Here is a 15,296-nt window from a genome sequence, read left to right as displayed (position 1 = left end):
AGGTAGATTAGGAATTAAGACTGCCAGTAGTTGTCTTGCCAGTAATCTATTTGGCTGTCTTGTAAAAAGCTCCAAGCCACAAAGCGGCTAATTTTTTGCCCTTGCGCCATTTCTATGGTTTTTATTTGTCGTGCTCCCACTTCTTTTAGTGTGCGATAAATAGCATCCAGATTACTTTGTCTGGCAACCAATGAAGTAAACCAAAAACAGCGATCAGAATAGTGAACACTCTCTTTAATCATACGTGAGACAAAACCCGCTTCGCCACCGTCACACCATAGTTCAGGCGCAGTTCCACCAAAATTTAGCACCGGCTTAGTGGTCGTGGACTTTGTAGATTCTTTTCCTTTTACACCCCGCCATTTACGTTTTGATTCATCCTGCATAGCAGCTTCACTAGTGTGAAATGGAGGGTTACAAAGCACCACATCAAAGCGCTCTTGCTCTTTCCAAATACCAGCAAATAACGTCGCCGTATTGTTTTGCAAGCGAACGCTCACCGCGCCTTTCAAACAAGCGTTTGATTTAATAATGGTGTCACAGGTTGCCACGGCAATAGGGTTAACGTCTGAGCCAACGAACTGCCAGCCATATTCTTGATGACCAATAATAGGGTAAACACAATTTGCACCGACTCCCACATCCAGCGCTCTGACACTTTTTCCTCTAGGAATCACACCTTTATTACTGTTTGCCAATAAATCGGCAAGGTAGTGAATATAATCTGCTCGTCCTGGAATAGGTGGGCACAGATAGCCAGGTGGAATATCCCAAAACGCCACGCCATAAAAATGGCTTAATAGAGCACGATTTAATGTTTTGACAGCGGCGGGATTGGCAAAATCAACTGATTCATTGCCATATTGATTAAGCTTAATATAGTGGGAAAGCTCAGGGCATGAATCCGCTAACAGCGCAAAATCATAACGCGCCTGATGAGGATTACGAGGGTGTAATTCGAGCTTATTAGTACGCTGACCTTTCGATTGCTTATTTTTCAATGCCGCCATAATGCCGTCAATTTTATCAAAACGTCAGTATAACTGAATTTACCTTTAAGGTGGACTAACAAGCATTTAGAGCTAAATCGCAGGGTAAGGAATTAGGTCTTTAACAACCCGCTCACAAATACCTCTAAACCAAATAACACCTGGATCATTTCCGACAGATTTTGGCCAGCTTGAGTAGTAATTAATAAACGGAAAGTCCATTGGTAAATCTTTTATTACCAAACCAAATTGCTCTCTAAAACGCTCTGGAAGTAAGCCACTATTACTCATTAACAAGGATGTTCTACCCACAGTCTCAAGCGCCGCCAACATATAAGGCGTACGGAAGGCAAAATGCCGTTCGCGCGCACGATCACCAAGTAAGGCATCACTAATGATTGGATTAGCCCCTCCTACACCTAGGTTTACTAAGACATGAGAGTAGGATAGATAATCATCCAAGGTGATGCTTTCTCTGTCAGCCAGCTCATGATTAGATGACATAATGCAACGGAATTTCTCGTGGCCTAACAGCATTTTCTCAAAGCGGTTTGGCAGCTGAATATAATCACTGCACAATGCCACATCGAGAGAGTGCTCCGCTTGATTAAGCAAGCTAGTTTCCGTCAGTGTGCTCGTTTCTAGTGAGGCGAATGGGGCTTCTCGATAAAATTGCTCGGCAATCGCAGGCATATAAGCTTGTGCTTGATAATGGGTTGTTTGCATACGAAAGGTACGACGGCTACTTTGCGGTTGGAATTCAGACTCTGTCCATAAGCCAGCCATTTGCTCTAACATCAACTTCAAAGGCGCCTCTAATGCTAAAGCTTTTGACGTTGGCACCATCTCTTTTGAGGTACGAACAAACAAGGGATCATCGAACGCATCACGTAAACGATTTAGCAATCGACTCATCGCAGATTGACTCAAAAATAAACGATCTGCCGCCCGCCCAACATTGCGTTCTTCAAGTAAATATAAAAGCCCTGTTAACGATTTCAAATCCAAATGCTGTAACGTGCTGGGAACCATAAGTAAAATCCGATTTATGCATAATAGTTAGAACTATTATGCATTGGATTTAATCGTAAGGGGAAGCCATGATGCAAGTTCGGAATAACTTTTTCTTAGGATCATCGTTATGTTAACGCCAAAACAAACTTTCTTATTCGGCCTCTTTTTTAGCGGCGTTACCGTATTTTTTTGGGGCATGCTGCCGATTGCACTAAAGCTGTCTTCAGGCTTTTCAGATCCAATCACCCTGACTTGGTTACGTTTCTCGGTTGCAGGAATTATTTTAGGATTATGGCAATGGCAGCGTGGGAAGTTAGGTGAGTTCAAAACATTGGCCAAAAAAGACTGGTTACGCATTTTTTCTGCTGGGACATTTTTGATCATCAACTACACGTGTTTTGCTTGGAGCCTACAGTTTTTATTACCAGGTTCTGCTCAATTAAGCTTTCAAATTGCACCACTATTTTTAGCATTAGGTGGCCTTTTCTTTTTGAAAGAAGCCATTCACATCAAGCAATGGGGCTGTTTTGTTCTGCTTGGTATTGGCATGTTGGTGTTTTTTCACCCTGTATTTTCAAGTGAGCAAAGTAATAATATTTGGATTGGTTTTGCCATTATTCAAGTATCTGCATTAGCTTGGTCTCTCTATGCGCTGTTACAAAAATCGCTATTTACCAGACTCGCCCCTTCTAATATTTTACTGGCGATTTATTGGTATGCCTTGGTTGTGATGCTGCCTTTTTCATCGCCTAGCCAATTAGCGTCCATGTCTTTTAACGATGCGATAGTGGCGGCGTTTTGCTGCCTTAATACACTCATCGCTTATGGAGCATTCGCGCAAGCGTTACGTTATTGGCAAACAGTGCAAGTCAGTGCCGCCATTGCATTAACGCCTGTTACCGCTTTTATTTTGACGGAAGTCTGCGTGGCATGGGGATTTTGGCCTGACATTATCCAATCGTCACATGCAGATGCTTTGAGTTTAATTGGAATGTTAATGGTGGTAGTTAGTGCGATAAGCGTGCAATTTATTAGCGCGTCTATTCAAAGGAAGAAGCACCGAGCAGCCATGGAACAACAGCCACTAAAAGTGGCTTGAATGCTGATGTTAGAGAGTGTTATTGCTAAATAAAACCATTGTCAGAGGGTTATTTTCGATAGGAGCTTTTCGCGTTTAAATCCAAGCGAAAAAAGGCAGTAAAGACAAACTTAAGACAATCAATATAGCGAATAAGGTAAACACGCTCTCTGCCGGATTCTGGCGAGCGTATTGAACATAACCCACCAGCCATTCCCAAAGGGTGGGTGGCTTGCGATCCGTCATTCGTTTGAGTTGATCCTCACGAATTAATGCTCGCGCTGCGGTCGCGTGCTCTTTATCTTTTACCCAGATACCCGCTAAGGATATTTGCCAGCGTCCGGCAGACGTTTCGTAAAAAGGAATATCGTTATCAAATAGTAATTGGCGAATATCATCCGCTTCGTCATCGGGTACATATTTGAGTCGAAAAACCAGAGTAGCCATAACGCGCCTTTTACTATCAAGAGGGAGAGAACGGCGCAAGGATAAGAGAAGCTCTAGTGAAATACAATCGTCTGGCTTGTTTCTAGTCCGCTACTTTCTCAATAACTAAAGTAAGATAACCCACATCAAAACCAAATTTACTCAATACCGATTCATTAATAACCACGTTCTCGTTCACTCTATACATTCGATCATCAACGCTAACCTCTAAAAGGTCACCGTCATACGGAACTTGCAGCGTGTATTTCATAAACAAAGCATTACCCGCTTGGCTAATGATGCCCTTACCAATAACATCATTAGCTGTTGCCGTATAATGCCCATTTTCATCTGGCGTCATTACCCAAGTACGCTGCTGTTTTTCACCATCATCAAACACGAAGTTTTCTTTTAGCGTTCCTACTCCATTTTCCCACTGACCATATAGGTCAGCATTAAAATAGCGAATCACTTTACCACTGCGATTTTTTAAGATCCCATGAGCTTTGAGAGGTCCAGAGAAAAAGTTAGACAAAGCGAAACTGGGTGTATTCTTAGCATATTCAGAAACATCTGGCGTCGAGCAGCCAGCCAGCAAAATGAAATTCGCAAACACCAGCGTTTTTAACCACGTCATTTGTTTCATGAGCAATGCCATTTTCTCTTCCTTCTATCCGATCACTTAAAATAATGATACTGAATATCGACCGCTTTATAATCGCCGTTTTTATCTGCAATATTGGCACGACCAGTAAAACGTAGCAGGCGTTTTGTCTCTGGGTCATACGCTAATAAAATCGGATCTATTAACATCCTAACAACCCATGAGTCTGGCGTAAGAGCAAAACATTCCGCGCCTTTTTGAGTATCTGGTTTACATAAGCTTCGACTCACAGTAAAGCCAACGGTAGATTGGCGACTAGGAGCAATGAACTGAACGTCCATTTTTGTGTCATTTTCTAGAGACTGCCAATATTCTTTCACAAACGCATTAAAACCAGCGTCTACTATCATGCCTGGTTTATAGGGAATATCTGCTGTTTTTACTTTTGCATCTTTGTTTTTTTGATAATGAACAATAATATTTTTTGAGTTGCTATTAACCTCAATTCTTTCTCCATTACGTTCATTTACTTGAGTAAAACTGGGGGCAATTTTAGATTGGCTCTCATCAATAACTTTATGCCCAAAGACCAGACCATCAGGCTCTGAGTACTCTACATCGTGCTTACCATTTGCGCCTATTGTGTGCGTTTCTCGATACAGCAACGCCCCTGTTTTTACACTGTAAGCGGTACCCACTACCTTATTAAAGCTTTCTTCCGCTGATGCTATTTGGCTAAATGTTGCACCTAGAATAAAGGCAACCAACAAAGGGAGTACTGGCTTACGGGTAATAGATTGCTTGATCATAATTGCTTATCCTCTTTCGAATACAGAGCCCATTTTTCACAATAGTACACGCTAATTGGCAGGATTAGTGCCCAAGCTAAAGCAATGACAAATAAAGAAAGCCAAATGGGTTCGGCTAACGAAATGTCCGTAAGCTTTGTTCCAGCAATGTAACTAAAAGTTGGTCCAATAAAACCCAGTAAAGCACTCAAGCCATACCGGGTTCTTAAGAAAGCCAAGCTATGGGCAAATAAGGTGGCAACGGATATCCACAGACATAACAACCATATCGGTGGAAGATTGCCAAAATGTTGCATGTCTGCCGGAATCGTAAAAATACCGAGACGGAAAAAAGCCCCGTCAACCAGAACACCCAAGAGGAAAAACAGTAACACCAAACGCCACTCAGCACGCTTATGCATAAAGTAATGATAGTGCAAAAATAAATACACTAACGTTACAGGCAAAGCCACATAACTACCGCCGAGGACGCAGCTAAACCAAACACCTTGAAATAACACCGCATTAATCAAGGATTTCATTTCTATTCCTTATTGATGCACAGACGCTAAAGCAAACCGATGCTCAGGTTTTGCAAAAATAAATTGCCCAGTGCTGATAGCGCGCTCTTTAAACCCACCTTCACAATACGCCAGGTAGAAATCCCACATACGGCAAAAAACATCATCAAAACCCATATTGGTAACATCTAAACGAGCCGCATGAAAACGCGTCCGCCAATCGGCTAATGTTTTAGCATAATGTTCAGTAATATCTTCCAAACCAACAATTTGCATATCGGTTTTTTGGGCAATTTTTTGTGCGATAACTTGATTGGAAGGCAAACAACCACCAGGAAAAATATAACGTTGAATAAAATCCACTGAACCACGAGCATAATCGTAACGCTGATCCGCAATCGTAATCGCTTGAATAACCATCACCCCATGCGGTTTCAGCAACTGACTGCATTTACTAAAATAACTGTCATAGTATTCGTGACCCACCGCTTCAATCATTTCAATCGAAACAAGTTTGTCATACTCACCGGTCAAATCACGGTAATCTTCTAGCAAGAGTGTGATTTTGTCACTCAAACCTGCTTCTTCCACTCGAGCTTTGGCAAAGTCATATTGCTCTTTAGAAATAGTGGTTGTCGTTACCTGACAGCCATAATTCTGAGCCGCATGTATTGCCATGCCTCCCCAGCCAGTGCCGATTTCTAATAAGTGATCTTTTTTTGATAATTGTAATTTCTGACAAATCCGGTCCAGTTTATTCACCGATGCGATTTCTAAAGAGGCATTATCTTCTGGGTAGACTGCAGCGGAATACATCATGGTTGGATCAAGAAACAATGAGAAAAAGTCGTTGCCTAAATCGTAATGGGCAGAAATATTTTTCTTTGAACCACGCTGACTATTAGCATTGAGCTTATGAGCAATTTTAGCGCCGATACGACTCCAGATAGGACGCTTAGCATCCATACTGTTGATCACGTTTAAATTGGCCACCATCAGACGAATAACAGCGACTATATCTGGCGATGTCCACCAGCCTTTCATGTACGCTTCGCCTGAGCCAATACTGCTGTTTAAAAATATATCCCGATAAGCGCCATTGTTGTGTATTTGAATATGCGCATGATGACTGGCGGTGCTTTTAGGTGCACCGAATTCATGTAACTGGCCTTGGTCTTCTAATGTTAAATGCCCTATTTCGAGCTTTTTTAACATCTTAAATACCACGCGTTTAGCCATGCTATCGAACCACTCTCCGCGACGGCTCTTGCCAACTTTCTGATTATTTATACTGACTGAGTTCATTCAATCATGCCCCTATGTTTTATTATTTAATGTTGGAAGATTCAGTGTCTGGATGCGAATAAAATGGCACTTTTTTCAACCACAATGCTAAGGCTTGCCAATAAATCCCCGCGACAACTTTCATTGTCATAACCGGATAACTGAACAGCACCTTAGCCAATGAAGCACGAGAAATAGAAGTCCGCGTTAACGACAAGGTTGCATCGAATACACAACGCTCTGGGTCGTCTTGTTCTTTATTCTGCATATGAACCGCCAGTTTTTTGCCTGGTGTCGTACTGCGCCAATCATAAAAATGATTCATTGGATGAAATGGCGAGACATGCATCTCCTTATTAAAAATAATACGTTGACGATGGCGAGTTGGATCACACGAAAGCACATAAGTAACACGCTCTTTCCAAGGAGTATTAGTCACTTCTAGCAGCATAGCGTTAAGCTGCTCGTGTTCGTCAAAGCAGTAATAAATAGTAATTGGATTAATAATAAAGCCAAAATATCGACAGTTTGTCAGCACTCTTACGGGACCGGTTAAATTCGTCTTCAGCTCTTTATTTACTTTCGCCAACACCGCCTCTTTTAAAGGCACCACCTCATCACCAAAATAATCTTGTCGCTTAAATCTGGCTAAACGAAACGCCTTTTTCGACCACCAAGGACTAAGCGTCAGAATTTGATCCAATTCGTCCAGATCAAAATACATCATAAAAACTCGGTAACGAAAGCCATGCTCTTTCGGTGAGAAGCGACGATGGCGCACGACGCCATGGTAAATAGCGCTATGATATTTATCACCCTGTACGGACTTTTGAGCTACTTCCATTGAACCCCCAAACCATTCGCAACGCGCACGCCACTCCAACAACCATCTTCATGAAAGCCATTACGCCAATAAGCCCCACAGAACCAAGTATTATTAACGCCATTAATGTCTTGCCAGCGATTCTGGGCGGCAATACCTTCTAATGTGAAGGTAGGATGAGCATATTGATAGCGGCCAATAATTTTGCTTGGGTCAATCGTTTCTGTCTGATTAAGCGTGACGACATACGTTGTTTCGCTGGTGAAGTTCTGCAAAATATTCATGTTATAGCTTAAGGCCGCAGGCTTTGTTTGATCTTTACCTAAATGGTAATTCCAGCTTGACCAAGCTAATTTAGTTTTCGGCAGTAACTTATCATCCGTATGAAGCACCACATCGTTGTTACGGTATGGAATCGCCGACAAAATAGCCTGTTCGTCTTCACTTGCGTCACTCAATAACGCTAAAGCCTCATTACTATGACAAGCAAACACCACTTGGTCATACGTCTCAATAACACCCTGTTCAAAATGCAATTCCACGGAATCAGACAATCGTTTCACTTTTTTAATTTTGCTGTTCAATCGAATTTTTTCTTGGAACAATCTGACTAACGGCATCAAATACGCAGAAGAGCCTCCTTTTATGACTCGCCATTGTGGCCGATCATTAACGCTCAACAGACCATGGTTTTTGAAAAAACGTACAAAGAAAACTAACGGAAAATCCATCATTTCCTCAAGCGTTGCTGACCAAATAGCGCTGCCCATGGGAATTAAATAATGGCTAGCAAAACGCGAGCCGTAGTTTTTCTTAGCGAGGTAATTGCCTAGTGACAATCCCTCTTCAAGCTCACCACTTTCTAAGTCTCGAATCGCCTCTTTGTTAAATCGCATAATGTCTTTCAGCATGCCCAAATACGGCAAGTTGAACAGATTTCGTCGCTGTGCAAATAAAGTATTGAGATTGTTGCCACCGTACTCCAAACCGGTTCGCTTACAACTCACACTAAAGCTCATCTCGGTTGGTGTAGACAACACACCTAATTCATCCATTAAGCGAATAAAATGTGGGTACGTCCAATCATTGAATACGATAAAACCCGTATCAATAGCACGCTGTTTTTGCCCCTCTTGAACTTGCACGGTCGCCGTATGTCCACCGATTCGAGGGGCGGATTCAAAAACAGTAATGTCATGCTTACGCTGCAATAAATATGCGCTGGTTAAACCGGAAATCCCTGATCCAATAATGGCAATTTTCACTCATTGTCCCCTTGAGTACGCCTATCTCATTAAAAAAGCGTACGCTATCAATTTAATATTTAGGCGCTGTCATTGCTGCCCAGCGCTTTGGAAACTGCTTGGCGACCCAAAGCATGGCGGTTAATCGTTTAGGAAAAGCGTATTCGTAAGGCCGCTTTTCAATAGCCGCTTCTATGCGGACGGCAGCCTGCTCTGATGACATCAAAAATGGCATAGAAAACGTATTTTTTTGAGTTAATGGCGTATCAACAAAACCCGGTAAAATACACGTCACATCAATATTAGAAGACAGTAAGTCCACTCGTAATGATGATAAGAAATAACGCACCGCTGCCTTGCTTGCCCCATAAGCTTCAGCTTGGGTAAAGGCCGCTTGTACCGCTTGAGAACTGACGCCGACAAGATGAGGTTGTTGCGCTTTTTTGAGTAACGGCAGACAGACCTCAACACTGTTCACTAGGCCAAAGTAATTAACCGACATGACACGCTTCATCATGCTCCAGTCTGGGTTGTTAATATCCAAATACTCACAGTTTCCGGCATTCAAAATAACGCAGTCTAGGTGGGGTGTGTGTTGCAGCAAGAGATCACGAACAGAGTCAATTTGAGTGTCATCTGTCACATCATAAGGAATGAAGATAAGCGCTTCATTGGTAATAAAATCGACTAACTTGCCTTCTGTTCGAGCACTAGCAAGCACGTGATAACCGCGTGCTAAATAACGCTCAACAAGGGAAAAGCCAATTCCTGAGCTAGCACCCGTAATCCAAATGACTTTTTTTTGCTTACCAGCATCCATTGTCACGCTCCTTATTGCACCGCTAAACGTTTTTTTAACCCCTTAACAACACACCCCAATAAAGGAACATGTTCGTACAGCATTTGCCCTAGGTCGTAGACGTCTTCGTGGTAATAAATACGGTCATTGAATTGGATCTGACTAATACCACGTACCGTCAATGTTTTATTACCTAGCTTAGGGTGCTTAAAATGCATATTCCATTTAATGTAAGCGCAGTTATCACTCACCATTTGATCTAGGTATTCAAAGCGACCACTATTAACATCCGTACATAAATCCGACATGTAGGCATGAAGCTGCTCAATGCTTCTGACTTCCTGCACTGGGTCTTTAAAAATAATATTGTCTGCATAGAGCTCATCTATTTTCGACAATGGGATGTGCTTAATATCCTGATAGAATGCTTTGAAGGCTTCTATCAATCTGTCTTGAGAATCCATTTAGGCTTCCACCGTAGCTAACAAAATATCGTAACAATTCACTGTACCAAGAGACTCATCAGTTCATTGTCCTGTTTTGTATTAAACGCACTCATCAGCGCCTTGGATCACTTTTTGATTCTGTTAACACCATCCAACCTTTATTTGATGTGTAGAAATATTCTCAAGAAAGAAGTGATCTACTATGCTTAGCCTAGCGTATAGATACCATAACGTAATTGACGGCTAGCAAGCATTGAGCCATCACCACTTAGCTTTTTATGGAGTCATAAATGGAGCGTGCCAAACAGACACAACCTGATGACCAACTAGTGCAAGATATGTTTGCCGTCGCTGAACATCGCGATCAAGTAGCCTTAACTCGGTTATTCGATCACTATGTGCCTAAAATCAGAGCCTTTTGTCTCGCGGCTCAGCCTGGCGCAAACCTAATGGCAGATGATATTGCTCAAGAAGTCATGATTAGAATTTGGCGAAAAGCACATACCTACAAGCCAGAAGCAGCATCACTAAATACGTGGGTATTTACCTTGGCAAGGAATGCTCGGATTGATTATTTTCGTAAAAATAGCCGTCATCAAACCAACATTGATCCTGACTATCTTTTCCAGAGCATCGTCGATGAAAATGCAGATCCATTCAAAGATGCTCAGCACCAACGAGATCAAGAACGCATTAAAGATGGGTTAGATAAACTGCCACAGGATCAGAAACAGGTATTATATAAAGTGTATTTAGAAGGCAAAACACATAAAGAAGCAGCAGAAGAATTATCGCTACCTCTTGGGACAATAAAATCTCGAGTTCGCCTAGCACTTCACAAACTCACTATTTACATTAAGAGGTAGTCACCATGCTTAACCATCATCCAAGCATTGAAATGCTGACTGACTACGCTGCAGGCTCACTGGCATTGGCATATTCTTTGTCTGTTTCTACACATTTAGAGCATTGCTCGGAATGTCAGCAACACGTTCGTAAACTTGAAGTATTAGGGGCAAATTTATTTACCCAAACAGCCCCTGAAAATCAATCGCTGTCTTTTCTAAAGCAGTCTTTTTTCGAAAAATTAACGGAAGAAGAACAAGATAGAACAAGTGAAACTCTGGCTGAAAACAAGCAAAAATCAGTAAAGAACTGGTTTGACGACTACAAAATCCCTGCAAGCCTACGCCAGTTTGTGCCAAACAATTACGATGAACTGTCTTGGATGAAGTTATCGCCATCTGTCAAAATCGCCACTTTGTGCGACGAAGATGGTATTCAGGTTTCTCTTACTCGCATCAAGGCCGGTGCACATATTCCAACGCACACTCATGCCGGTGAAGAAATCACATTGGTATTGGAAGGCGCATTTTCTGATGAAAAAGGAGTGTATGGCCGTGGTGACTTTGTCAGCCGTAATGCGAGCCACAAACATAAGCCAATGGTAACGAAAGACGCTGAATGTATCTGCTTAACAGTACTGGATGCGCCAATTGAGTTTACGGGTTGGCTTACTCGTTTCTTCAATCCTATTATGCGTCGCTATCACCCACAAACTCAGTAAAAACAGAGAGAATGCTTTTTTAAGATATTGAAAGATGACGACCGTTTTTCCGAAGATAGGCTACAACAAGAAATATTTTTGAAAATATGGTACAGTCCTTGTTCAACTAACGATAAGGACTTAATTATGGCTACTAAGAAGAAGCAACCAGCCGCTTCGGAAACGTCGGAATCTATTGAAAAGCAAATGCAGGAATTCCTTGCACGTGGCGGCCAAATCGACAAAATAAACTCCGGTGTTAGTGGTCAGTCTCAGCTTACGGGATCTCGTCATATTTCCCTAGGCAACAATAAAACGAAAAGCCAATAAGCTTTTCGTTTTATTGCTTGAGCAAGAGAAACCGCACAACCTATATCGAAAAACCAATTAATCACTCTTCCCCGCATCAAATATCACATCGTTAAAGATGGACGTAAAACGCTAAGATTTACGACAAAATAACGTTCCTAAATATAAATGCGTTAGACTAGAATTCAAATAACATCACCTTAAAGGATCTATCATCCATGCTCACTGAATCTGATCGTGCCTTTTTCAGGCCTAAATGGCGACGTGTTGCCGCTACCTTATTCTGTGTAGCTTGGTCAGCTTTGGAATGGTCTGATGGCGAAGCATTCTGGGGGAGTGTTGCTATTGGGATTACTATTTACTGCCTATGGAACTTCTTCTACAAGTTTAATGACAATAATGCGTCGCAAGATTCGTAAAAGCTTAACAGGCAAATGTCTGCCTTTTTATCTTCTCCGCTATATTACTTACTAGGCAAACGTCACAATATCGTAAACCAAGCTCCTTGGTAAAAGCGTATTCCATACCGTCCTAAGACATTTATTCGTCTCAACTTTTGCTATATTGATTGCTATAGAGTTTTGTATTTTCTTTTTCCGATGTGTGGAAAGCCTCTCTTACCGTCGAAAAGAAAGTAAGCCTCCCTAACGACTCTATCGCTGCTGGTTCTCCAGTTGGCGGTTCTTGCCCACCTACTGGTGGGCTTTTTTATGTATTAACGCTTTGCGTTATTTATTGCATTTCATTATCCAATTAGGCCCGCTAACCCACAAAAACCCTTTGGTCATATTTTAGCCATCTAATTGTCACCCACCTGTCACATTTGCACTCTAGTCTCAATAGTACCAACTAAGAGTCTTCCCCCTAGCGGAGCGCCATTGTGATACAAGTAGAACAATTGATTGCCAATAAATCACCTCAGTTCTTCAACAAGAGCCCACTTATTACTCGCCCTACATTGAGCGTACTAAAACACTTATTTCACGAAAATGAAGTGAATCATTTTTTAGATAAAAATGAGGATTGCGCTGGTTTCGAGTTTATTGATCGAGTCTTAGACCATTTCAATTTCACTTATCAAGTTGGTCAAATGGACCGTCGCAATATTCCCGCCAGCGGCCGCATGATGATCATTGCTAATCATCCACTTGGTGCACTTGATGGCTTAGCACTATTGCGCTTAGTGGGAGAAATTCGTCCCGATGTGAAGATCGTTGGTAATGATTTATTAATGGGATTCGATGGCCTCAAAAGCCTCGTGTTACCCGTCGATAATATGGGCGGAAAGACAGGCCGCCAACAACTTAAAGCGATTATGAATTGCTTACATAATGAAGAAGCCGTCATTATCTTTCCTGCTGGAGAAGTTTCCCGCCTATCGCCTAGCGGCGTAAAAGATCAACGCTGGAACCATAATTATCTCAAACTAGCACAGAAGACCAACAGTCCATTGCTACCGGTTCACATTGGTGGTCGCAACTCGATATTATTTTACACCAGCTCTTTGATTTATCGCCCACTGTCTACTATCCAGCTCGCTAACGAAATGTTTCGTCAAAGAAACCGAAAGATACCAATGCAAGTAGGCCAAGCGATTCCAATTCAAGAATTGGCCAAACTACCGTTAAATGATAAAGAAAAAAGTAAGCTGGTAAAGCGTCACCTTTACCGCATTGCAAAAGGCAAAAAACCACTCCTTAAAACAGAGAAAACAGTCGAACATCCACAGAATCGGCAATTAATTCGTAATGAATTAAAGCAGTCTGAGCTCCTTGGTAGCACCAAAGACAACAAACAAATCTACTTATTTAATTACGACCCCATGTCCGTCATTATGAAAGAAATCGGGCGTTTACGGGAGATTTCCTTTCGTAAGGTAGGCGAAGGTACTGGCGAACGTTCTGATTTAGACAAATTTGATCAACATTATCGCCATTTGATTTTATGGGATGAAGAAGAATTAGAAATCGTCGGGGCGTATCGTATCGGGGAAGTTGCTCGTTACATGAAAGAAGATAACCAAAATCGGATTTATAGTGCGGAATTATTCCGTTACTCATGCGATATGGAGCCCTATTTTGAACAAGGTATTGAGCTGGGTCGCAGTTTTATCCAGCCTAAATATTGGGGGAAACGCAGCCTAGATTATTTATGGTATGGCATTGGCGCTTATTTAAACCGTCATCCAGATATTCGTTATATGTTTGGACCTGTGAGCCTAAGCAACAGTTACCCACAAATTGCCAAAGATTTTATCGTGTCTTTCTACACACTGTATTTTTCAGATAAAGAACATTTGGCCAAATCATTTACACCATACCAAGTTAACCCAGAGCACACTGAAATCATTTCAGGTTTATTCTCAGGCACAAGCTACGAAGAAGACTTTAAAATCCTGAAAGAACAACTCGGACATTTTGGTGCCAGCGTTCCAACGTTGTTTAAACAATACAGTGAGCTCTGTGAAGAAGGTGGGGTTCGCTTCTTAGACTTTGGAGTCGATGCCGACTTTGGCTACTGTGTGGACGGTTTAGTCCTAGTAGACCTAAATACAGTCAAAGAAGCGAAACGAAAACGTTACCTAGATCAATGATGATGACGATTTGAGTGGTGGGGTTTCTGGTGATTTTTATCATGGGGTAACTTAAATAAAACAAGATAAGCGATCTTAATCACCAGCATCACAGTTAATACGATAAGAACGATCAGTTGTAGATCCATGCTATCACCTCTTATTTGTAATTTTAAACGGGTGCGTTATGTCACTTTCTAAGTGTAGCTTATATCATTATTAAACAGCAAAAAACTGTGCATTTATTGATCTATGGCACTAAATAATAGCAACGACAGACCTTAATTTAGCTTATTATTAGGTGAGTCAAATTATCATTTGAAGCAAAATGCCAAGTTTTACTCAAATATGAATGACTTATGGTAAATGGCGCAGGTCTTGCTTGAGAGAATAGAGTTACCCCTTTATTTTACCTGACACATTAGTTTCATCTCAAAAATAGATATTGGAGCTGGAAATGATTGAGAAAAAGTACCTAAAAACCAAACCACAATGCAAAGTAAAATTTGCGCTTCCTGCCGACAAAGTTGGTAATGCCAAAAAAGTAGCTGTTGTTGGCGACTTTAATAATTGGGACTGCAACGCAAACCCAATGAAAAAACAAAAATCCGGCGTGTTTGCCTCTACGTTAAGTTTAGGAATTGATGCCGCTTATCAGTTTCGCTATGTATTAGATGGTACAGAGTGGATCAATGATGAAATGGCCGATGACTATGTGCCAAGCCCAATAAGCTATGATACAAATGGTGTCATTAGCCTCTAAAAATAGCTTCCTAGCCTATTTCTACGTCTCTCTTTCATAGTGTGGACCAGAGGCGCTACTTTTTCTCAAGTCCTTATTTTGAGGGCACTT

Annotated in this window: 18 protein-coding genes; 7 read left to right on the top strand and 11 right to left on the bottom strand. The window is 41.6% G+C overall.

Going from position 1 to position 15,296, the window contains the following annotated elements; genetic code table 11:
• Window positions 1-14 precede the first annotated feature (14 nt).
• Entirely contained in the window at window positions 15-1,010 is a 996-nt protein-coding gene (gene rlmF / locus E0D70_RS10910) for a 23S rRNA (adenine(1618)-N(6))-methyltransferase RlmF (protein ID WP_133012323.1), read from the bottom strand.
• Between the two features lie 72 nt (window positions 1,011-1,082).
• Window positions 1,083-2,021 (bottom strand): LysR family transcriptional regulator, encoded by a 939-nt coding sequence (locus E0D70_RS10905; RefSeq protein ID WP_133012322.1) that lies wholly within the window; start codon window positions 2,019-2,021, stop codon window positions 1,083-1,085.
• 109 nt (window positions 2,022-2,130) lie between these two features.
• Here E0D70_RS10905 and E0D70_RS10900 point away from each other — a divergent pair, with 109 nt between their 5' ends.
• Window positions 2,131-3,102 (top strand): DMT family transporter, encoded by a 972-nt coding sequence (locus E0D70_RS10900; RefSeq protein ID WP_133012321.1) that lies wholly within the window; start codon window positions 2,131-2,133, stop codon window positions 3,100-3,102.
• 75 nt (window positions 3,103-3,177) lie between these two features.
• Here E0D70_RS10900 and E0D70_RS10895 read toward each other — a convergent pair whose 3' ends face one another.
• The 9 genes from E0D70_RS10895 to E0D70_RS10855 all read right to left on the bottom strand — a co-directional run bounded on the left by E0D70_RS10895 (window position 3,178) and on the right by E0D70_RS10855 (window position 10,034).
• Window positions 3,178-3,528 (bottom strand): DUF6164 family protein, encoded by a 351-nt coding sequence (locus tag E0D70_RS10895; RefSeq protein ID WP_133012320.1) that lies wholly within the window; start codon window positions 3,526-3,528, stop codon window positions 3,178-3,180.
• Between the two features lie 82 nt (window positions 3,529-3,610).
• Window positions 3,611-4,165, bottom strand: coding sequence for a DUF3833 domain-containing protein (locus E0D70_RS10890; RefSeq protein ID WP_240537068.1), 555 nt, complete (start codon window positions 4,163-4,165; stop codon window positions 3,611-3,613).
• Window positions 4,166-4,185: 20 nt separating this feature from the next.
• A complete protein-coding gene (locus E0D70_RS10885) occupies window positions 4,186-4,920 on the bottom strand; it encodes a hypothetical protein (protein ID WP_133012319.1) in 735 nt (244 codons plus the stop codon).
• Complete coding sequence (locus E0D70_RS10880; protein WP_133012318.1) at window positions 4,917-5,441, bottom strand: DUF2878 domain-containing protein; 525 nt, start codon at window positions 5,439-5,441, stop codon at window positions 4,917-4,919. The genes E0D70_RS10885 and E0D70_RS10880 overlap by 4 nt, the downstream gene beginning before the upstream one ends.
• A 9-nt stretch (window positions 5,442-5,450) precedes the next feature.
• Window positions 5,451-6,725 (bottom strand): SAM-dependent methyltransferase, encoded by a 1,275-nt coding sequence (locus E0D70_RS10875; RefSeq protein ID WP_133012317.1) that lies wholly within the window; start codon window positions 6,723-6,725, stop codon window positions 5,451-5,453.
• 22 nt (window positions 6,726-6,747) lie between these two features.
• Window positions 6,748-7,548 carry a DUF1365 domain-containing protein gene (locus E0D70_RS10870; protein WP_133012316.1) on the bottom strand — a complete coding sequence of 267 codons (801 nt, stop codon included), beginning with the start codon at window positions 7,546-7,548 and terminating at the stop codon, window positions 6,748-6,750.
• Window positions 7,539-8,792 carry an NAD(P)/FAD-dependent oxidoreductase gene (locus E0D70_RS10865; RefSeq protein WP_133012315.1) on the bottom strand — a complete coding sequence of 418 codons (1,254 nt, stop codon included), beginning with the start codon at window positions 8,790-8,792 and terminating at the stop codon, window positions 7,539-7,541. Before E0D70_RS10865 ends, E0D70_RS10870 begins: the two co-directional genes overlap by 10 nt.
• Window positions 8,793-8,844: 52 nt before the next feature.
• On the bottom strand, window positions 8,845-9,591 hold the full coding sequence (locus E0D70_RS10860) for an SDR family NAD(P)-dependent oxidoreductase (protein ID WP_133012314.1): 747 nt from the start codon (window positions 9,589-9,591) through the stop codon (window positions 8,845-8,847).
• Between the two features lie 11 nt (window positions 9,592-9,602).
• Window positions 9,603-10,034 (bottom strand): nuclear transport factor 2 family protein, encoded by a 432-nt coding sequence (locus E0D70_RS10855; RefSeq protein ID WP_133012313.1) that lies wholly within the window; start codon window positions 10,032-10,034, stop codon window positions 9,603-9,605.
• Between the two features lie 272 nt (window positions 10,035-10,306).
• Between E0D70_RS10855 and E0D70_RS10850 the strand changes: the two genes are divergently transcribed.
• The 6 genes from E0D70_RS10850 (at window position 10,307) to E0D70_RS10825 (ending at window position 15,206) form a co-directional block, all read left to right on the top strand.
• A complete protein-coding gene (locus E0D70_RS10850; protein WP_133012312.1) occupies window positions 10,307-10,882 on the top strand; it encodes a sigma-70 family RNA polymerase sigma factor in 576 nt (191 codons plus the stop codon).
• Between the two features lie 5 nt (window positions 10,883-10,887).
• Complete coding sequence (locus E0D70_RS10845; RefSeq protein WP_133012311.1) at window positions 10,888-11,583, top strand: ChrR family anti-sigma-E factor; 696 nt, start codon at window positions 10,888-10,890, stop codon at window positions 11,581-11,583.
• Between the two features lie 126 nt (window positions 11,584-11,709).
• Window positions 11,710-11,892: a hypothetical protein gene (locus E0D70_RS10840; RefSeq protein ID WP_133012310.1), complete on the top strand. Its 183-nt coding sequence runs from the start codon at window positions 11,710-11,712 to the stop codon at window positions 11,890-11,892.
• A gap of 197 nt (window positions 11,893-12,089) precedes the next feature.
• Window positions 12,090-12,290: a hypothetical protein gene (locus E0D70_RS10835; RefSeq protein WP_133012309.1), complete on the top strand. Its 201-nt coding sequence runs from the start codon at window positions 12,090-12,092 to the stop codon at window positions 12,288-12,290.
• 461 nt (window positions 12,291-12,751) lie between these two features.
• Window positions 12,752-14,464, top strand: a complete 1,713-nt coding sequence (gene olsF, locus E0D70_RS10830) for a bifunctional ornithine lipid synthase OlsF (RefSeq protein WP_133012308.1) — start codon at window positions 12,752-12,754, stop codon at window positions 14,462-14,464.
• 436 nt (window positions 14,465-14,900) lie between these two features.
• Window positions 14,901-15,206, top strand: coding sequence for an isoamylase early set domain-containing protein (locus E0D70_RS10825; protein ID WP_133012307.1), 306 nt, complete (start codon window positions 14,901-14,903; stop codon window positions 15,204-15,206).
• The last annotated feature ends 90 nt before the right edge of the window (window positions 15,207-15,296 follow it).

The sequence above is a fragment of the Marinomonas flavescens genome (assembly GCF_004352835.1).
GTDB classification, from domain to species: Bacteria; Pseudomonadota; Gammaproteobacteria; order Pseudomonadales; family Marinomonadaceae; genus Marinomonas; species Marinomonas flavescens.
The sequence above is the reverse complement of the archived record's forward strand: the minus strand, read 5'-3'. Positions and strand labels throughout refer to the sequence as shown.